This window comes from Algoriphagus aestuariicola, from assembly GCF_017254835.1.
Taxonomy (GTDB): Bacteria; Bacteroidota; Bacteroidia; order Cytophagales; family Cyclobacteriaceae; genus Algoriphagus; species Algoriphagus aestuariicola.
Genome location: NZ_JAFKCW010000001.1, coordinates 1,439,755 through 1,459,404, shown reverse-complemented (window position 1 = coordinate 1,459,404; position 19,650 = coordinate 1,439,755). Strand labels below are relative to the sequence as shown.

The following is a 19,650-nucleotide window of genomic DNA, read 5'->3' as shown; positions in this document are numbered from 1 at the left end:
CAATAAACAAACCATGCCCAACATCATCGCCGCATTCAACTTGACCGTCGACGGGTTTTGTGACCACACAGCCATTAACCCTGATAAAGAAATCCATGAGCACTACAGAGTGTTGCTTGGGCAAGCTGGAATTATTCTTTACGGAAGAACGACCTATGAGCTGATGGAATTTTGGAGGACGCTCGTCGAGAACCCCTCCGGTGAAAAGTCCATGGACGAATTTGCTCTGGCCATGGACAAGGTACCGAAATTGGTCTTCTCAAACACCCTCAAAAAACTCGACTGGCACAGTGCCATCCTGGCAAACAAATCCCTCAAAGAATCGGTCCTAGAACTAAAACGTGCCCAAACCTATGGGGAAAAAGACATCCTTGTTGGCTGCCGAAGCCTGATCATCCAGCTGCTGAATCTAAACCTGATCGATGAGCTTCAGCTCTGCATACATCCCGTGGTGGTGGGAAAGGGATTGCCACTCTTTGACCAAATCGACGACCGAAAAGAATTCAAGCTCTTAAAAACAAAAATCTTCTCATCCGGAGCTGTCCTGCATTACTACGAGCCAAGCACTGAAAAATAGATCCGGTGCTGCCTGCACTGCCTTCTGCGACTGAGCACTGAGACTGACTACTTCTCATCCTCTCCCCGAACCCTCAAACAGCTCATACTTCAGCAAGCGGCAATCGATGGTTCCATTCCAAAACTCAATTCTTCGACTGGCTTTTAAGCCAACTTTTTTTGCCAACTCCAAGTTCCCTGTAAAAATATATCCGCGATAGCCCGCGCACTTCTGCTTCATGAAGTCCCCCATCCGTCTATAAGTAACTTCCAGCTCATCGTTTTCCCCCAAGCGTTCTCCATATTCTGGATTGAACATGATCACACCTCTGGGCCGCTCGGGAATCTCTGTCTCGGCAAAGTCACAAGTCTGAAAATCGATCATGTGATCCACGCCAGCATAGGCGGCATTTTCCCTGGCAAAAGATATTGCCTGCAAGGAGATGTCTGAGGCGATGATCTTTACTTCCGTTGCCTCGACGATTTTATTTTCAAGCTTTTTCTTTTTAGCCAAAAAAGCTGCCTCGCTGTAGCCCAAGATATGCTGGAAAGAATAATGATCTCGATAAAGTCCCGGATAGCGCTTCGTAGCCATCAAAGCTGCTTCGATGGCAAGCGTCCCCGAACCACACATGGGATTGATGAAAGGTACCCGCGTATTCCATTCGGTCGCGTAGATAGTCGCTGCCGCCAAGGCCTCCATCATCGGAGCCTTTCCCGGAATTTTACGGTAGCCATGCTTGGCTAGAGTTTCGCCGGAAGTATTGAAATAGACGGTCGCTTGGGTTTCTTTCCAGTAAACTTGGATCACCAGTCCAGAAAAATCCGAACCAGAGTCCGGCCTTCGACCCTTTTGCTCACGGAAGCGATCGACGATAGCGTCCTTCACCTTCACGTTGACGATGAGCGGAGTAGTCACAGTCTCGTTTTCCGCAACCGAATTGACCGAAAAGTAGCCATCAACGTCTAAATATTCTTCCCATGGGATGGATTTGAACTTGCGGTAGATGTCCTCGGTGTTGCGGAGGTAGAAGGATTTGATCTCATAGAGCACGTGGGAGGCCGTCCGCAGGTGAAGGTTTAGATCCATGCACTCCTCCATGCTGGCGCGGAGTTCCAGACCGGTCCGCATGACAATAGTCGGCACAAAGCCCAATTCCCTGACCTCCTGTTCCAGATAGCTGACCGAGCGATCCTTGCAAGTGATGAAAACTTTCCCTTTTTGGTTAAAATCAAGCATGCGCAAAAGTAAGCAAGCGGCAGGTCACTTGGGGGCGAAAAGGAAGAATATTTGGCCGACCTATGAATTGTATTCCAAAGATTCTTGGACTCAATCGCGAAATGGAGCTTAACAAGCTATCTCAGAATTTCAAAGTAAAGCTCATTGAGTACTTTCTCCGCCTCGGAGTGGATGGGGCTGCCGGTAACCGTGGCTAAGTTGATGGCCAAAAAGACAAAGGTATTTTTCTCCGGAAAATAATAGAGCTGGCTCCCGGCTCCCAAGCCTCCCCCACTGTGGCCGATCGCCTCTTTCCCTCCCAAAGTAGTCAGATCCAAACCCAATCCATACTGCGGCACCCCATTGGAGTCGTTAATCCAGGTTCTCATCTCAGCTAGGGACGCTTTGCTTACCAACTTGCCTTCGATCAAAGCCTCCAAAAAACGTATCGCATCCGCAGGGTTTGTTATGATCCCGTCATCACCGACCATCTTTTTCACATTTTGGACTTGCAGGAAGCTTGAGTTTTCCAAAATGCCATTGCTGTACCTATCCCAGTACCCATTCACCAACTCTGGTCTGTCAAGGTAGCTGGGCGTATCTCGGTAAAAGGTATGCTTTAGCCCCAGCCTTTCGAAAATATTCTCCCGGATATAGGCCGCATGATCTCCTGTCAAATGATCCATCATCAAAGCCAATAGCACGTACCCGGAATTGCGGTAAGAATATCTCGACCCAGGTTCAAAATCAAGGTCTTTCCCTTGGATCAGCTTCATATAGTCCCGTGGCTGAAAATCATGATCGGGATCCTGAAGTAGCACTGTGATGTATTGTGGTAGGTAATTGTACTCTGGGATTCCCGAGCTGTGGTTCAGGAGCATTCGAACCGTCATCTCGTCGGATCTGCTGATCCAGGAGGCAACGTCATCAGGCAAATAATTCGAAACCGGTAGGTCCAAGTCTACTTTGTCTCTTTCACTAAGTATTAGGATGCTGGTGGCCAAATACGTCTTGGAGATACTCTGAAGGTATTGGAGGTTGCAAGTATTCATTCGAGTCTGGCTTTCCAAGCGGGAAAAACCAGAAGCGAAATACCATTCCAAATCTTGGGTCTTGACTCCGGCGACCATACCCGGGATCCCCAAGCTGACCACTTCATCCATTTTTCGCCTGACGCTTTCAAAACGCCGGTTTGCCGCATCTGAATTTGCAGGCGCACAGTTTTCCTGTTGGGCGTTTCCGGCTAGACTCAAAGCAAAAAAAACGAAAACCAGCAAGAGAAGTTTTTCTGTCAGATTCCGTTTCATGTCAGTTGTCCTTTAAGTGAGTGCGCATTCCGAATTGGAAAATGGTCTCCGGAACAAGTGGGATATCTTGATTGTAGCCTTTGAGAAAAACAGCCTGATAATTGACGAAAGGACTGGTGTAAGTACCCTCGGAATAGTCGTGGACTCCCAAGCCTATTCCCAACGGAATGGCAAGCATTCCCTTCCCTTTCTTCCCGATGGAAATCCACTCCCCATTTCGCTGGACATAGGATTCACTCGGCCTAAAGGCCATTTTATAGCCAATCCCGGCTTTTATTTCGCCGAAAAAAGGCTTGCCCAGATAAGGTCTCCAAGCTGTTTGGGTCATCAGGTAGAGGCCGTTGCCCATGTTCTTGTTTCTGATCCAGAAAACAGAAAACTCCTGCACCCAATCATGGCTGTCTCCACCATGACTGACTTCCGTTCCCAATCCAACTCCCAGGTTTTTGAAATTGGAGCCCATATTCCTGAATGGAAGGGAAAAAGACTGAAACTGTAACGTGAGGGTGATCGGGAAATTCCGGTAGTCCCTGGGCGTCACATCTTGTGCTTGCAACCCCGTGCAGAAAAGCGAAAGGAGTGAAAAAAAGAGATAAATCCGTGTTTTCATGTTTATCGAATTGATGGGACAATTTTACCCACAAACCCCGACCTAGATCTCGAAAAAAGCCTTGGATTTGCCGAAGCGCACCAAAATTCCCGGGGAAGTGTCAGAGATTTGGCATGAACCAGGCGCGAAATGCAGGTGCCTTGGCTCGGCTGATGCCCAATTCTAGCGTCAAGTCTGCTCCAAGTTGCGCTTCGAGCTTCCCATGTTCCAGCTTGGTGAAGCCCTTGACAATTTGGCGATGGACAATGGTTTGTCGGTTTAGCCTAAAAAAATCCATCTCAGGAAGCTCCTTTTCCCAATAATCCAGACTTTCATCCAAGAGGTATTTTTTTCCAATCAATGTGATAAGCTGAACGTACTCTTCGTCTATTTTCATCGCGGCAATCTCAGAACCGGCAATCAAAAGATTTTGACTTCCCGTCTTGACTGGAACTCCCCGAAAATCAGATTGAAACATTGCCTTTTTAGCCTGCATCTCTTGCAGGCTGTGGTAATAATAAAGCCCGATGTAAATGCCGTTGATCACCAAAAACCAAACGCCAATGATAAACACGTCCATGGTGTAAAATTCTGGGATGGCTGGTTTTCCTTTTGCTATCCAGCTGACCAACTCGGTGGTGAGGATGATGAATCCCAGTCCAAAAAAAGTCGTCAGCGCCAATTGGATCAAAATCCTCGTGACGGGTTTTGGCCCAAAAGGAATCCTGCGATCCAGGCGAAAGATGATTCTTCTGACGATCAGCCAGGCCAGATATCCCTGCGTGGTATCGATGGTGAAGGTGAGCAGCAGAAAGCTATTCCACCGGATGTTGGAATAGGTCAGGTAGTAGTTGAAAGCACTGATGAGAGGGATCAGCACCAGAAAAATCAGTATATCCGGCCTGTATTTTTTTGCGATGGAGCGATCAGCATCCTGTGCCATAAGGCCCTAGGCTTTTTGGACTTCTTCCCCGAAAATCTCCTTCACCACCCAGCCTTTGCCCCATTCCTCTATTTCTTTCTCAGACCAAAGTTCCGGGAAAAAGACCACCTTCTGAAAACGCGGAGGAAGGTACTTTTGCCAATTGGTTCCTCCCGTCGCGGCGATGTCCACAGGGTCACGTTGAAGGTATCGCACAGCAGATTTGTAGTGGGCCAAAGGCCAGAACACGTTGGCTTTCAAATCAAACTGACGCATCATCTCTCTAAGCACTTCAGTCGGAAACTCCAGTTCCATATACTTTTGCCACAGATTTTTGCGACGATAAGCTTCGATGAGATCGATCAGGTTTTTGCCGTATTTCTCCTCAAAATTCTTCAGCGTAAGGGTCTTCTCCCCGGTCGCCAGCTCAATGGCGCCTTGCTGCCAGTAGAGATTTTCGAATAAATCATCGCCGGGGCTGTGGTAGTCATACTCCTCCCGCTTTTCCAATGCGATCAGGTGGAATGCATCCGTAGCCATCAGCTCGATCTCGCGAAACTGTGCGCTTTGGAAACCTGAGGAAGGCAGAAGGGACATTCTGAACTTAAGAAACTGCTCGCGCTCCATTCCTTTCCACATCATCGCAAAGGAACTGATCAAGTGGTCGAAATACATCAGTATCCGCTCCAGGCGAGTTCTAAAAAAAGTCTCAGTCAGCTTCTGCTGGTCTGCGATCTGCTCCATTTCGGAGATGATCAACTTAAAATACAACTCCGTAATCTGATGGTAGATGATGAAGATCTTTTCGTCCTTGAAGCTGGTCTTAGGCTGCTGCAGGGAAAGCAATACGTCCAAATTGATATAGTCCCAATAGGTCAAATAATCCGCATGCAGCAAGCCCTCCAGATAGGATAGCAGATCTTGGCCCGATGACTTGAATTTCTCCTCGAGCTGGTAGATTTTCTCTAAGACTTTCGGATCAAACTGAGACTGGCGCATGGGGATTTTTTAGTCAAAAAGGTAGTAATTTCGAAGGCTTTCTCCTTAATTTCGGGGCAATAGCGGCACTTTACTGCGGCAAAAATGAAAGATTCCCAAAAATAAACCAAATATATCATGGAGGCTACCGAAATCCGAAAATCCCTCAAGCAGGACAATTTTGAAGGAGTTGATTTTCTGGATCTGGATGATCTGCTGACCGAAGAGCAGAAGCTGATCCGGGCCTCGATGCGGGATTTTGTAAAAAAAGAGATCTCCCCATATATCGAAGACTGGACACAGAGGGCGTACTTTCCCTACGAAATAGTGAAAAAGTTTGGCGATGTCGGCGCATTTGGCCCACAGCTTCCCATGCAGCATGGGGGCGGCGGTTTGGATTACATCTCCTACGGGTTGATCATGCAGGAGATTGAGCGTGGAGACTCTGGTATGCGCTCGACCGCATCCGTCCAGGGTTCTTTGGTCATGTATCCCATTTACAAATTTGGTACAGAGGAGCAGCGCATGAAATACCTTCCCAAGCTAGGTTCGGGCGAGTACCTGGGATGCTTTGGCCTCACCGAACCCGACCATGGCTCCAATCCCAGCGGGATGGTGACCAACTTCAAGGACATGGGCGACCACTACCTCCTCAACGGTGCCAAGATGTGGATCTCCAACTCACCCAAGGCGGATATCGCGGTAGTCTGGGCAAAGAGCGAAGAAGGCCGCATCCACGGCCTGATAGTAGAGCGGGGAATGGAGGGCTTCACCACCCCCGAGACTCACGGCAAGTGGTCGCTTCGCGCTTCCTGCACCGGAGAGCTGGTGTTTGACAACGTGAAAGTGCCGAAGGAAAATCTCTTGCCCGGCAAGTCAGGACTCGGCGCACCGATGATGTGTCTGGATTCTGCCCGTTTTGGGATTGCCTGGGGTGCGATTGGTGCCGCTATGGACTGCTACGAATCCGCCCGCAAGTATGCGGCCGAGCGTATCCAGTTTGGTAAGCCCATCGGAGGATTTCAGTTGACTCAGAAAAAACTCGCAGAGATGCTCACCGAGATCACTAAGGCCCAGCTTCTGGCCTGGAAGGTCGGCAAGATGATGAATGAAGGCACCGCAAAAACAGTCCACATCTCCATGGCCAAGCGCAACAATGTCGAAATGGCGCTCAACATCGCCCGCGAAGCCCGTCAGATACACGGAGGCATGGGCATCACGGGAGAGTATCCCATCATGCGCCACATGATGAATCTGGAGTCGGTAGTAACCTACGAGGGAACTCAGGACATCCACCTGCTCATCCTTGGCCAAGAGATTACGGGGATTGCAGCGTTTAAGTGATGGATTCGATAGATTGGAAATTGGCTGGATCTCTGGAAAAATTCTGGAAGACGCAATTGTAAGAAAAGAGGGACAATTTTAGCCTTTGGCGGCCTCGGTCTTCCAGCTTACTTCATCTTCCCAGGATTCTCCAATACCTCCTTAAGATCCTGCGGACTGTTTTTTTGCTTACCCGTCAAGAGATAGAGCACCATTCCCGCATCCGAAGGGTCAAACTCCTCGCCTTTTTGCGCAGACTGGAGTCTACCATAGAGCCATTCCCATGAGCCTTTTTCGAATGGTTTCCCATCCTTTTTCTCGGAAGTTTTCAACCAATCATAACTGGCCAAATCTGTCTTTAGCCCTTCGTAGTCATCGCCACCGTTTTGGTCCGCGATATGATCCATTTGTAAACCTAGAGGTGCAAATTCCTGCTGGATTTTTGCCCACGTCCAGCCTGAATGCTTTTCCCACTCGTAGGGCTTGTCGGCATGTTCATCGTTCCAAGTGGAATGCGAAATCAATCGTACATACTTAAGCTTAGTCGAATCGGCCTCATTGATCGCATTTCCAACTACCTCCATGGGTCCGGCGGCAACAATCGTCAAGGGGTCCTTTGCCGAGCTCTTGTTGATCTGCAGGGTGATTTCTATGACCGCATAATTAGGCGCGGCGGCGGCCTCAATAAATTTGGTTTTTTTATACCCAAAGGTCTTTGCTCCGATAAATGCACTTTCCCGCATCTGGGCATCTGCCCCTGGCTTTTCCTTGTTGGATCCCCAAGTATGGTCGCTGAATACATAAACCACCAGCTGATCCTGGAGTTCTCGAGCTCTCAGCAAAGCAAGGCTCATGGGCGTGGCGGCCCAATCATCCTCATCGTGTTCATTGCCATCGGAACTGATCACGATCCGACCCTTGGAGTATGGGATGGTTTGCGCGAAAGAGATTGCGGGGAATAAAATAAAAGGAAGCAGAAAAAAAACAGGGAATTTCATTCTTCAGAGTTAGTTAGCAACAAGTAGTTTTCCAAAATAGGTCTTTTGGTCTTCACCTACAACCCAGATCAGGTACGATCCTTTTGCGATTCGGTTTAGGGAAATTTCGATTTTTGAATCGTCCAAAATTGTCACGGCAACTGCCGAACTTACCTCTTTTCCTTCGGATGAATAGACATGAAGCTCAAAGACGCCTGCCAAAACCCCTTCCGAAAACTCTGCAACGGTACGATCCAAGGCCGGATTAGGGTAAATTTTCAGCGCTGTGGCTTGGCTTACCGGCCTTCCCAAAATACCGGAAATGGTCAGATTAAAAGCTTTTAGTTTAGCCGAGCAGCCTGCCGTATTCGTTAATTCTACCGTATATTCTCCAGTCTCTTCGGCAGTAAAAGCCCGAGTAGTTGCCCCGTTGATTTTCTCGCCATTTCGGAACCATTGGTAGGTAAAATTCCCTTCAGGTGCTCGAAGGATATTGCCATCAACGGTGACCTCTCCACTGGGCTTGGAGCTTACTTTCACCTCGACAAACTCAGTTTCGGAGAGGCAGTCTCCAGCGTAGCGAATGACTGCATGATAGCTTCCTGATTCCGAGACCTCCAAGGACTTTCCAGTCTGGCCTTGGATTTCAATTCCATTTCTCCTCCATCTGACGACCTCGAATGCTTTAGATGAACTCAATTCCAAAACTCCCTTTTCTCCCTCACACAACTCCTTTCTGCCCGAAATCAATATTTTTTCCGGCTCGGTTCTTACCACGGAGACCGTCGCGAGGGCTTCGGACACATTTCCCGAGTAGTCTTCCGCTCGAATTGCTATTGAAAACTCTTTCCCTGCATCCTCACAGGTAAACCGATTCTTGCTGATCATAAGCGACTTGATCCCGCAATTGTCTCCATACTCCGACAACAGCATTTGCGTGGTGATTTCGGCGACTCCCTTGTACACATCAAGCTCAATCAAGCTATTCTTTGGCACCAAAGTAGGTTTGGTCTGATCCACCACCTTCACAGTGGCTTTTCTTTCCCAAGTCTCTCCACCCGGCTTTTTGATCAAAATGACCACCAGGTTTTCTCCGATGTTTTCACAGGAAAAAAGCGTTTTGTCCAAGGTGACTTCTAGACTCGGGTCAGACAAAGGCCAAACCCCAAAAACATCCTGGGGCCGCAACTCGGCTTTGCCCTCAGGACCCAAGACCAGCTGGATAAATTCCCTGATCCCGCCAAAAGGCAAATTCGAAAAGCTGATCTCTGTCTTCATGGATTCCACGGCGCAATCAGAACCTTTCGGATACAGCTTTGCCCAGTAGGTTCCCGGCTCCTTCGTGAGAATCGCGTTGCCCTTTTCGACTTCCAGACGTTGGCCATTTCGATACCAGCCCTCCAGGGTAAATTCAAATTCGCTGCCCAATCGAATCTCGGCAGCTTGGCCGACAGTGTACTGTTTTCCTGATTCGGGGAATATGGAAATTTTTTCGGATTCGAAAGCCGTAAGATTGAGGAAGACCACTTCGCGGGTTTGATTACCGGATTGATCCACCGCTTCCAGCACCACCTCCACAGGCAGCTGATACTCCGTGCAAGAGATCCGGGTTTTGTTGATAGCTAGAGATTTCACCGCGCAATTATCTGTCACTGAGGACACAAAATCTTCCGCTTTGATTTCCAAAAAACCTCGGGACAAGTCAAACTTACGTTCAAAAGGCTTGAGTATGACTGTCGGCGGGTTTGCATCTACGACTTTGACCAGAACCAGCTTTGTCCAGGAGTTGCCTTTGGAGTCGCTGATCTTGAGCTCGTTTTCGGTGCCTCCCAGATCAGAGCAGCTATACTCGGGACTTCTCGAGAAAGTCACCTTCCAATCAGCCTGAACTTCGTTTTTGAGGTAATCTTTCAGCGTAGTTCCAACTTTTCCTTCTTGATCAAGCTGAAGGTTAATCTCAGGTTTAAAATCTGGATTGATAGGCATCGCCTCCAGCTCCACCATGATCCTCATCTTGTCATCGTACACGCGCCGCTCCACCCGCTGTAGATTGTAGTTTTGATCCAAAACAGGAAACGCATACACGGGCTCAAAATCAATCTGGGCAAAAGTCCTATCGCCGTCTTTTACTTTCTTGAGATTGACTTCCAAGTGACCGTAGTGCTTTCCGCCATCGACGAGCACGGGGTTGGCTCCTGTAGTATTCCAATGTTCAACAGATTTCTGGTCTGCTGTCCACCGTGAAAACTCGTTGTAGTTGAGTGTTGTCAAGGGATTTGATATCCAGTTCCTTTTCACTCCTCTCATCCCGTCACCTGCGACCCCAACATCATAGTAGTGTACGCCTTTCCCGTCATTGTTCAGGTCCACAAAGCTTCGCTCAAACAGCTCATCATGACCCGCCAATACGGCGATCACTCCATATTCTTCAAAGAGCGGATGTAGAACCCGCATAGGTGTACCCTCCTGCCCAGTAGCCAATTCATGGTTTATGGTTGTTCCATGTTCGCCAGAACTAAAAGGAATATGATGAAACTGAACGAAAATCAAACGCTTACCGGCTTTGGCCTGTTTAAGATTGGCTTCGAGCCATGCATATTGAGGAGTTCCCGGTCCAAAGCCTGAAAGATCTGATCCTCCAGCGGCCTCATATTGGGCTTGGGTAAAGTTTTCCTGGGTGTCGGTTCCAGGGCCATTGTACACCTTGTTTTTCAACTTTTGGTCCTCGGGAGTATCAGATCTGTTTTGATCAGGAGTTCCGTTGGATGAGTCAAGCGTCAGAATGGTGATTGGGCCATAATCCGTTCGGTAGTAGCTTTGTCGGTGTTTTTGAAGCGGGTCATTAAAGTCGATTTCAAAAAAAGCATGAAAGCGGCTTCTCCCCACGAGCGGGTTGAACTCCCCTTTTTCATTACTTCCATATCCGCCATTGTAGGCTCCGTATGATTCCCAGTTACCAATCGCGGCGATGATGGGATAAGAGGAAAATCCCGCAGCGTACACTCCCGAATTATGCCTCCAAAACTCATCCCAAGCCGGCATATAAGCGCCACCCTGCACCAGATCACCAGGCATCAACATGAAATCCGGCTCCCGTCCGTTGATGATTTCCAAGTTGGCCGAATAGCCCTCCGTCTCTGTCATAAAATAATTCGGAAGTTCGAAACCCTGCTCCAGTGTAGTTCCAAATTTTTGCTCCCATGCAGCGGGTATCGCAAAAGACCGAAAAAGCGGCTGGCCCGGATACCAAGCTCTGCGGATAATCCTTCCGGCTGGCTCAGTCTCGGAATCAGACAGGGCAATGAAACGAATACTTTTCCATTCCGCAATGGCAGGCGCTGTCTTGTATTTCCGCCTGTATTGCTGTCCTCCAAGCGTCACTTGGTAGGTGATTTCTTCTTCAAATGGCGCCCTGAAAGCAAAATCATAGCGGAAATACGAGTCCGGGCCGATCCAGCTTTCCCCCTCAAGTCCCGCAATAGTTTGGTTTCGTTCCCTATTGGTGTAATAAAGGTCCGGTATTTCTTTGCCTTGGACCTCAGCAGAGAAAAGGGTTTTTCCTTCCGAGTCGCTTATCAAAATGCTAGATGGATGTGCTTGACCGGAAAACCACCTGATCTGAACCAGATTTTGGTCGGCTATTTGGAGATAAGGAAAAATACGAAAGTTGCTTTGGGCCTGGATCCTAGCGCCATGACAAAACGTTAGGCAAAACACTAAAAAGACTAATTTTATCGCCGACCTCATTGTTTGAAAATTAGCCTGAATGAAAATGTTTTCGATCAAATATTCAACTTTTCGTTCACTCTATTCTACTTTTTAATACGATCAGTTGAACAGGATTCACAGGATCATTGGAAAAGATATAAATATTTCGTTGATCAATTCCTTTCCTTCCTTTCGGGTCAAAGGTAAGACTCAGTTCCATGCTCTCTCCCGGCAGTAGATTGTCTTTTGGAGCCTCGACTACCAAGCATTCACAGTTGCCTTCCACTTTTCTAATCTCGAGCGTTTGCCGACCCTGGTTGGTCAATGTGACCGTCCTTCTTACCACAGCATTCGCGCTGATCTCTCGAAGGTCAACCTCCTTTTGGGCGATCACTAGCTGCGGCACTTGATTGAGGTCGCTCTTTTGTATGGGTGCAAAGTATTCGAAAAGGTCGGCAATGATCTCCAGCTCCAAGTCCGATCCATCCACATTTTCCCACCTCATCGGAACTATATCCTCGAAAAAGCCCAGGTCGTTTTTCAAAGCCCCATCATATTTTACCATCAGCAAACCTCTTTCCTCCGGCCTGACAAACTGCTGAACCTGAGAAACTTGGATATATGGAGGCGTTTCCGCCCGCAGCGCACCTTTGTCTAGAAGCTCTTCGCCTCGGTTGAAAAACTCGACATATTTGACCTTGGGTTCATTGTCAAAGACATCGCCCATGTTCACCTTTCGAAGTCGAAACCCAAGCGGCCCCCGAAGTATGGGGTAAGCCCGCTCGATATCCGAGGGATAAGGGATAGAGATCCCCTCCAAAAAAAGTGAGTCTTGGATTCCGGCCAGGTTGCCCTTGACTACAATCAGTTTGGAAAAAAAACCGGCCGAAGACGTCGGGTCAAAGGACACCTTGATCGTTCCCGACTCTCCGACGTTTAGCGTGTCTTCGGTGTATTCGACTGACGTACATCCGCATTCCAGCCATACATCTTCGATATAAAAAAGCGAGTCCTGTGTGTGGGTAAACTCAAATTCCGTCTGCTGTAAGCCCTGCTCCTCCAACACGGTACCAATATTGATCCGGTTGACTTTCCATATCAACTTAGGCACCTCACTCTGCTGGGCTTGAAGAAGAAGCGGAGAAAGTGCGGTACAAACGACTAGGTAAAGGGCAAAAGCAATACGATTCATGGCCGCAATTAACGCATAATTTCACCTTCATTTTAGGTTGATTTACGTAATTTGCCCCAAATTTAAGCAAATGGCAAGAGTACTCACGGGCATTCAAAGCTCCGGCCGCCCCCACTTGGGCAACATCCTTGGCGCTATCGTACCGGCAATCAAGCTGATCGGACAAAACCAGGAAGAGGCGTTTATTTTTATAGCAGACTTTCATTCCCTTACGTCTAGCAAGGACGGAGAATTGCGAAAGCAAAATACTCTTGCAGTCGCGGCCGCTTGGCTTGCCTTTGGTCTTGACATTCAAAAAACCACGTTCTATCGCCAGTCTCGAATCCCCGAAGTAGCAGAACTTACCTGGTACCTGAATTGCTTCACGCCCTTCCCCATGCTGGCCAACGCCCACAGCTTCAAGGACAAATCCGCAAGACTCGCCGACGTAAATGCCGGGCTGTTCACCTATCCGGTGTTAATGGCTTCGGACATATTGCTTTACTCTGCCGATTTGGTTCCCGTCGGAAAAGACCAGCTCCAACATCTGGAGATGACTCGAGACATCGCTACCACCTTCAACCGAATCATGGAGGAAGAAGTCTTAGTGATACCTGAGGCGAGAATCAGTGAAGAGGTGATGATCATCCCCGGGACTGACGGTCAAAAGATGAGCAAGTCCTACAACAACTACATCGATATTTTCCTGCCGGAAAAGGAATTGAAGAAAAACGTCAACTCCATCGTCACCGATAGTACCCCGCTGGAAGAGCCCAAGGATCCAGACACTTGTCATGTTTTTAAGCTTTATAGCTTGCTGGCAAGCGCGGACCAAACGGAGAAAATGAGAGGCAACTATCTTGGGGGAAACTATGGCTACGGTCATGCAAAAAAGGAACTTCTCGAGTTGATCTTGAACAAGTATTCCAAGGAAAGGGAAACCTTTAGCTATTTCATGACCAATCCGGAGGAAATCGAAAAACGTTTAGCCGAAGGTGAACAAAAAGCCAGAACGATTGCGATGGATGTCTTGAATCGGGTAAGGAAAAAATTGGGATTTAGATAGAAATTGTTTTTCAGTCGAAGAAGCCGGCCATTACACGTGAACCACAAACCTTAAAACACACCAAAATTCATTTCAAACAAAGCGGCTGGTTGGGACTCCAAGCCGGCCGCTTCCCATTTATACTTCTTGACTTTTTACCCCACTTCATCTTGGTAATACTGGCCAACGCCAATCGTCTCTTGGTGTCTGTCGTCGAAACAATTTTTTTCAACCTACTGGAAAAGTAGCTGACAGTCACAGTGAATTTTCTATTTTAGCCCGATCAAAATCTCTTTATAAAAAATATTGAAAATCCCCACAGCATTGCCAAATGGCCATGCTCAATTCAACTATTTTATATTTTATAAAGATGATTTCAATGAAAAACCATAGAATCGCATTATTGGGCGGAGGAGGAAGAACCGGGAAGCTTGTCCTATACCATTTAATAAATCAAGGATACCAAGTTAAGTGCCTCCTCAGAAATCCTCAAAAGTACCAAATCGAAAGCCCCTTAATTGAGGTGGTTGAGGGCGACGCACTTAACCCAGTAGCCGTTAAAACACTAATTCAAGGATGTCAATCGGTTATCAGTACTGTTGGCCAGCGCAAGGATGAACCCCTTGTCGCCAGTCAGGCAACCTTGAATATCCTCGAAGCCATGGCTGAACTCAAAATCAAACGCTACGTCTTGTTGGCAGGGTTAAACGTCGATACTCCTTTTGACAACAAAGGTCCGGAGACGGTAGCTGCCACGGAATGGATGAAAATGACCTACCCTGCAATTCATGCGGATCGGCAAAAAACCTATTCCATCCTCTCAAATAGCGATGTGGATTGGACCTTGGTCAGGGTTCCTTTCATAGAATTTACAGAAACAGAAGGTGAAACGGTCATTAGTCTGGATGATTGTCTTGGAAGCAAGATAAGCGCTGGGTGTATAGCAAGTTTTGTCGTCAAACTGTTGACTGACAACAATTATATAAAGATGTCGCCGTTCATTGCGAACCTTTAAAAAATGAAAAAACAGTGAGTCACATTTGATTCACTGTTCTTTTTTACGACCATCCCATTCGATTACCCTTTAATTATCCCAGGAGTCTACCATCGAGCTGCTCATTTCACCTGTCTGAAATATTCCCGGTCAAAGATCCTCGAATAGATCCATATCGGTACATTTTCATGGAAGGGCATCAGGTCCCTTAGCACCGCCTGCTGGGTGGCGTGGGCCTGCATTACATCGAGTGTTCGAGGGAAAAACTCCCGAGTCCGCACCGAAAAGTCCGGTTCAGGTAAGCCGAGGTTGGGATCCTCGGGATAATTCTTCTGAAAGCCTGAGGAAAGCTTCAAGGCTAGCTTGACCTGCTTTTTGCAAAGCGTCACCTGATACATCTCGTCAGGAGTAAACCCCTCTTTTCCTTTGTTCTCCAAAAAAACCTCCTCCACTGCCTGACCGGTCAGGCGATGGTCGGGATGGCCATACAGGCCAACTTTGGAATCATAGGAAATCAGCACATCTGGCCTGATTTCCTCGATAAGTTCGCTGACTGTTTTCTTGAGTGAATCCAATCCGACCTCTTCCAAACCGCTGTCCGGATAGTCTTTCATGTGGAGTTGGTCTGCGCCAATCAGCGACGCCGCTTTCTCCATCTCATCTGTGCGGAGTCTAGCCAATTGGACTTCATCAGCTATTCCCGATGAATTCCCCTTTTCTCCACGAGTCAGGCAGACCATTTGGATCTCGTGCCCTTGCCCTTTTAACTTCATCAAGGTTCCGGCGACCGTCACTTCGTCGTCGGGATGTGGAAAGACTACCAAGACACGATGTTTTGGCTGTCCTTCCACCAATTGTTCCTGCTGGGGTATATCATGGTCATGGAGTTGATTTTTCCCAAAAAGGATCAAGATCCAGGGAGAAAGCAACAGGATAAACCCGATGATACCCAGCGAAACAATCAACAACTTTTTCATTCCGATCTTCTCAAAGTACTCAAATAGCTCACCAAGTCCCTGATCTCCCGCTTGCTCAGAAGATCGCCCATGTTTGGCATACTGGATGGCGACATTTGGGAAGACTTGACGTCTTTCTTGGCGATGACCTGGTCTCCGGTTCCTACCTTCACGATCATTGAGCTGCTATCTTCTGACATCATGGTGCCGGATATTTTGTCGCCAGAGTTGAGTTCAACTGTAACAAATCCAAATCCTGGAGAGAGTCTCTTACTCGGATCAACCAAGGCTATCAGGAGCTCCTCTCTAGAAAGCGTCGTACCTATCCTATCCAAGGCTGGTCCGGCATTTCCCCCCATATCGTCATAAGCATGACAGCGGATACACTGGGCAGTTTGGTTTTCGAAGAAAATCCTCCTGCCCTGCCTTACGCTTCCCTCTGCTAGAGCTCCGGCAAACTTCTTCCAACGCTCGCCTCCTGATTTGCTCTCCAAAAGCGCGTCAAATTGAGTTTTGAGATCGGGCGAACCCGTCGCAGTGATGGCTTCTTCGAGCTCGACCCAGGTTGCATCGGGCAGTTTTCCCGCTTCGAAATCCGCCAGTATGGTTTTCCAAACCGGCAGATCCTTGCTTCCTTCCAGGGCCCCCAAGGTCAACAATGCAGTCTGCTTTTCGGGATTGGTGCGCTTCTGAATGATATCGGTGAGCAACGCTACTTTCTGGTCGCTTCCAAGCGATGTCTCAGCCAGCAGCCCCAGTCCGGCGACTCTAAGTTGCTGGGCATTGCTGTTCATGGCTTCGGTGATCGCGTCCCCGAGATTGGGAGCGTTCATTGCCACAATGGAGTTCAACGCTTGAACCTTTACCATTTCCGAAGGATCAGATTTTAGCTTGGCCATGAGCAAATCCGCAGTATCGGTCATTCTTAGTTTCCCGATCGCCTTCAGAGACTCCAAGCGAATGATTTCTTCCTTTGCATTGGCCTGAGCCACCAAAACAGGCTTCACTTTCCCGCTAATAGATGCGGCATCTCTAATGACTTCCCCCCTATACCTTCCGTCAACACGATCCACTAGTGAAGGCTTAGCCCAAGTCCCAATGGTGGCGATTGCCTCTTGTCTCAGTGCTTCCGGAGTGCCACTTTTTTCCAAATAAGCAATCAATTGCTCCAAGTTTTCATCCTTGCCAACACGCTGGTTGGCGCTGATGACTCTACGGATAAGCGCTTCATTTTGGAAAGACGTGCTGTTCAGAATCGCCCCAAGCGCAGGAAGCGCAGCAGGAACCGAGAAATCATCATGAATTGCGCGGGCTGTTTCGGTCACGATCAGTTCATCGGAATCGGCGAGGAACTTGGCTAACTCGGGAGATTCCAGTCTTCTCAGGGCAATGACTGCTCCTATTCTCACGGCCTTGGATTGATGGGTCGAAAGTGCGACGATGGGCTGTACCTGGCCGATACGTGACAAAGCAAGCGTCGCGGCATGGCGGATGTAGGCATCTTCATCGTTATTGGCTTCCAAAAGTGCAATCAGAGGCTGGACGGCATCGGCATTTTTGCTTCGTCCCAAAGCCTCCGCGCTAAAAAAGCGCACCCTTGCATTTTCATCCTTCAAACCGGCTATCAGGTCGTTTCCGGCTTTTGAATACCGGATATCTCCCAACCACTTGGCCGCCTGTGCCCTGATCTCGGGATCAGAATCCTTCAGCAATGGCACAAGCTCATCCGCGTATTTCATGTCTTCGAGTCTTGCCAATTGGCTCAATCCGACGATTGCGTGGATTCTCGCCAGCTGATTTGTTTTGTCACCAATTACAGCCTGGAATATTTCAGCTCCATCCTCGCCCCTTTTGGCCAATTCAAATTGTGCTTTTCTTCTAACGCGCTGGTCTTCGAAGGCGAGTTTTGGCTTCAGCTCCTCTTCCGAAAGCTTCTTGTAGTCCGCCTTGATCTCCGATTCGGTCTGCTTTTGCAAATCCCACCCGGCGGCAGTCTCGTCAGTCAGTCTCCAAATGCGGCCATAATATTTGTCATCCCAGCCGTTCACAAAGTCTCCCATGAAGAGTGAACCGTCTGGAGCGAAGTCTATCCCTGTTGGCAGGAAGCCCCCGATGATTTTTTCGGTCTTGGTCATCTCAAAAGTCGCTCCCTTGGGCTGTAGCTGGAAGGCGTGAAGCCCGGAGCTCGCTGCACTCCCTACAAACTCCACAAGAAGAAAATGGTCTTTCCACCGTTCACCGAGACCTGCACCCGGATTGAATACCATTCCGGTTGGACCGCTCACGTAGTTTTGGATACAAGGTGTGATGAATGCGGCCTGACCTTCCCAACGCGGCAAGTACAGCTTCTCGTCCATCCAAACTTTATAGGTATTATTGTCAGGGTCGCGGTACTTGCCAAACTGCCAGTTGATCCTCCAGCCCGAATCGGAACCGTTGGTTAGGTATACTAGGCGTTCTTTTTCCCCTGCGTGGTCTCCGTCATTGTCTTCGGAGATCAGGTTATTATAGTTGTCAAAAACAAACTCATGGGTATTACGCACTCCCATAGCGAAGACTTCAAAATCACTCCCGTCTGGATTGGCTCGGGCGATCACGCCACGGTTTGGATATTTCCATTCCGTACCATCGGCGCTCTTTCCGTTGAAACCGATATCACCGATTCCCCAATAGATCCTACCGTCAGGCCCCATTTCTACCCCTGACATGCCGTGGCCTCCAAAGCCGATATGGACACCATAGCCGTGGGACATGGAGGTCTTTTCGTCCATGATGCCATCGCCGTTTTTGTCGACGAGTCTCCACATATCCGGACCCGAAGCCACAAACATCGCCTCCTCGGTAGTCAAAACACTACCGGCCACGTCCGTGACATCGTCTTTGAAGTCTTTTACCTGTACCTGGGACCAGTCGGCAAGGCCATCACCGTCCGTGTCTTTGAGTTTGATGACCTCATTGTCTTCCACGGTCATGTCCCGCCAGTCGTGGGAACCATCTCCATTCAGGTCGGCAAGCCAGGTATTTTCCGAAGAGCGCTCCGGCGAAAGTTCTGAGCGGAGAAATGCACTTTTCTCCTCGATGGTTTGGATTGCGATCGAGCGTATTTCCCAGGACTGATGCCCACGAATATCAAATTCCGAGTTGGATCGTCGTGGAGAGCGGGTATAAAATACTTCGCCCTTGTCATTGACATGTATTCCGATCGGGTCTTGGACCAGAGAATCCACCGCCCAGACCTCCAGCTTTAGGCCCTCGGCTAGTTGGGGACTGATGGACTTTCTGGCGGCTTCGGCTTGTACAGAGATTTCCTCTTTGGACAAAGTCTTGATACGGAGGTCTACAGGTTCCTCTTTTTTGCAGGATGAAAAAACAATAAGACCTACAAGAAGAAGTATACTAAGATGAATAGGTTGGTTTTGGGCAATGCGCATAGGTTTGGCTAATTGGACGCCCAAAGTATGAAAAATGGAGACAAACTGATAGCCGCTGATATAAATGGCGCGAAAAACAAAAATCCCGATCACAGATCGGGATTTTGTTCACTTTAACCACTAACAACCATAAAACAAAAATAATTTAAGACACTCGGTGATTGAGCCTCGGGTCTTGTAGTCGGTACGGGAATCGAACCCGTGTTTTATCCGTGAAAGGGATACGTCCTAACCCCTAGACGAACCGACCATAGAGAATTAAAAATTTCAACAAACTGGTCTTAAGTCACTGAAAACCAGTCATTAAGTAGTCGGTACGGGAATCGAACCCGTGTTTTATCCGTGAAAGGGATACGTCCTAACCCCTAGACGAACCGACCATTAAAACCCCTGAAAAACGTCCTTTTCCGAAAGGTTGTGCAAATATAGCTGGCTAGATTTACAAAGCCAAAATCGGCGCAAAAATTTCTTTGGG

The 19,650-nt window shown here is 48.3% G+C and carries 14 protein-coding genes and 2 tRNA genes; 4 read left to right on the top strand and 12 right to left on the bottom strand.

What is annotated here, in order from left to right; all coding sequences use genetic code 11:
- Positions 1-13: 13 nt before the first annotated feature.
- Entirely contained in the window at positions 14-577 is a 564-nt protein-coding gene (locus J0A67_RS06140; RefSeq protein WP_206568379.1) for a dihydrofolate reductase family protein, read from the top strand.
- 54 nt (positions 578-631) lie between these two features.
- Here J0A67_RS06140 and J0A67_RS06135 read toward each other — a convergent pair whose 3' ends face one another.
- The 5 genes from J0A67_RS06135 to J0A67_RS06115 form a co-directional block, all read right to left on the bottom strand.
- Positions 632-1,795 carry a THUMP domain-containing class I SAM-dependent RNA methyltransferase gene (locus J0A67_RS06135; protein WP_206568378.1) on the bottom strand — a complete coding sequence of 388 codons (1,164 nt, stop codon included), beginning with the start codon at positions 1,793-1,795 and terminating at the stop codon, positions 632-634.
- 116 nt (positions 1,796-1,911) lie between these two features.
- Positions 1,912-3,081, bottom strand: coding sequence for a serine hydrolase domain-containing protein (locus J0A67_RS06130; protein WP_206568377.1), 1,170 nt, complete (start codon positions 3,079-3,081; stop codon positions 1,912-1,914).
- 1 nt (position 3,082) lies between these two features.
- Complete coding sequence (locus J0A67_RS06125; RefSeq protein WP_206568376.1) at positions 3,083-3,691, bottom strand: hypothetical protein; 609 nt, start codon at positions 3,689-3,691, stop codon at positions 3,083-3,085.
- A 100-nt stretch (positions 3,692-3,791) separates the two neighbouring features.
- Positions 3,792-4,613, bottom strand: a complete 822-nt coding sequence (locus J0A67_RS06120) for a LytR/AlgR family response regulator transcription factor (protein WP_206568375.1) — start codon at positions 4,611-4,613, stop codon at positions 3,792-3,794.
- A gap of 6 nt (positions 4,614-4,619) precedes the next feature.
- Complete coding sequence (locus tag J0A67_RS06115; RefSeq protein ID WP_206568374.1) at positions 4,620-5,591, bottom strand: tryptophan 2,3-dioxygenase family protein; 972 nt, start codon at positions 5,589-5,591, stop codon at positions 4,620-4,622.
- Between the two features lie 117 nt (positions 5,592-5,708).
- Here J0A67_RS06115 and J0A67_RS06110 point away from each other — a divergent pair, with 117 nt between their 5' ends.
- Entirely contained in the window at positions 5,709-6,914 is a 1,206-nt protein-coding gene (locus tag J0A67_RS06110) for an acyl-CoA dehydrogenase family protein (protein WP_206568373.1), read from the top strand.
- Positions 6,915-7,021: 107 nt separating this feature from the next.
- On the opposite strand, the gene J0A67_RS06105 is transcribed toward J0A67_RS06110, so the two are convergent.
- The 3 genes from J0A67_RS06105 to J0A67_RS06095 all read right to left on the bottom strand — a co-directional run bounded on the left by J0A67_RS06105 (position 7,022) and on the right by J0A67_RS06095 (position 12,770).
- The gene (locus J0A67_RS06105) at positions 7,022-7,891 is read right to left on the bottom strand and encodes a hypothetical protein (RefSeq protein ID WP_206568372.1); all 870 of its coding nucleotides are present in this window, start codon (positions 7,889-7,891) and stop codon (positions 7,022-7,024) included.
- Between the two features lie 9 nt (positions 7,892-7,900).
- Positions 7,901-11,449: a T9SS type A sorting domain-containing protein gene (locus J0A67_RS06100; RefSeq protein ID WP_206568371.1), complete on the bottom strand. Its 3,549-nt coding sequence runs from the start codon at positions 11,447-11,449 to the stop codon at positions 7,901-7,903.
- A gap of 223 nt (positions 11,450-11,672) precedes the next feature.
- Positions 11,673-12,770: a DUF1573 domain-containing protein gene (locus J0A67_RS06095; RefSeq protein ID WP_206568370.1), complete on the bottom strand. Its 1,098-nt coding sequence runs from the start codon at positions 12,768-12,770 to the stop codon at positions 11,673-11,675.
- Positions 12,771-12,840: 70 nt separating this feature from the next.
- Between J0A67_RS06095 and trpS the strand changes: the two genes are divergently transcribed.
- Together trpS and J0A67_RS06085 are read left to right on the top strand one after the other, a co-directional pair.
- Positions 12,841-13,815, top strand: a complete 975-nt coding sequence (gene trpS / locus J0A67_RS06090) for a tryptophan--tRNA ligase (protein ID WP_206568369.1) — start codon at positions 12,841-12,843, stop codon at positions 13,813-13,815.
- 316 nt (positions 13,816-14,131) lie between these two features.
- Positions 14,132-14,809 (top strand): NAD(P)-dependent oxidoreductase, encoded by a 678-nt coding sequence (locus tag J0A67_RS06085; RefSeq protein ID WP_241265074.1) that lies wholly within the window; start codon positions 14,132-14,134, stop codon positions 14,807-14,809.
- Positions 14,810-14,910: 101 nt separating this feature from the next.
- Here the strand turns inward: J0A67_RS06085 and J0A67_RS06080 are convergent, their stop codons facing one another.
- The 4 genes from J0A67_RS06080 to J0A67_RS06065 form a co-directional block, all read right to left on the bottom strand.
- Positions 14,911-15,765: a PIG-L deacetylase family protein gene (locus J0A67_RS06080; protein ID WP_206568368.1), complete on the bottom strand. Its 855-nt coding sequence runs from the start codon at positions 15,763-15,765 to the stop codon at positions 14,911-14,913.
- Positions 15,762-19,175 (bottom strand): HEAT repeat domain-containing protein, encoded by a 3,414-nt coding sequence (locus tag J0A67_RS06075; protein WP_206568367.1) that lies wholly within the window; start codon positions 19,173-19,175, stop codon positions 15,762-15,764. The genes J0A67_RS06080 and J0A67_RS06075 overlap by 4 nt, the downstream gene beginning before the upstream one ends.
- 178 nt (positions 19,176-19,353) lie before the next feature.
- Positions 19,354-19,425, bottom strand: a tRNA-Glu gene (locus J0A67_RS06070).
- Positions 19,426-19,483: 58 nt separating this feature from the next.
- Positions 19,484-19,555: transfer RNA gene (locus J0A67_RS06065), tRNA-Glu, on the bottom strand.
- Between the last annotated feature and the right edge of the window lie 95 nt (positions 19,556-19,650).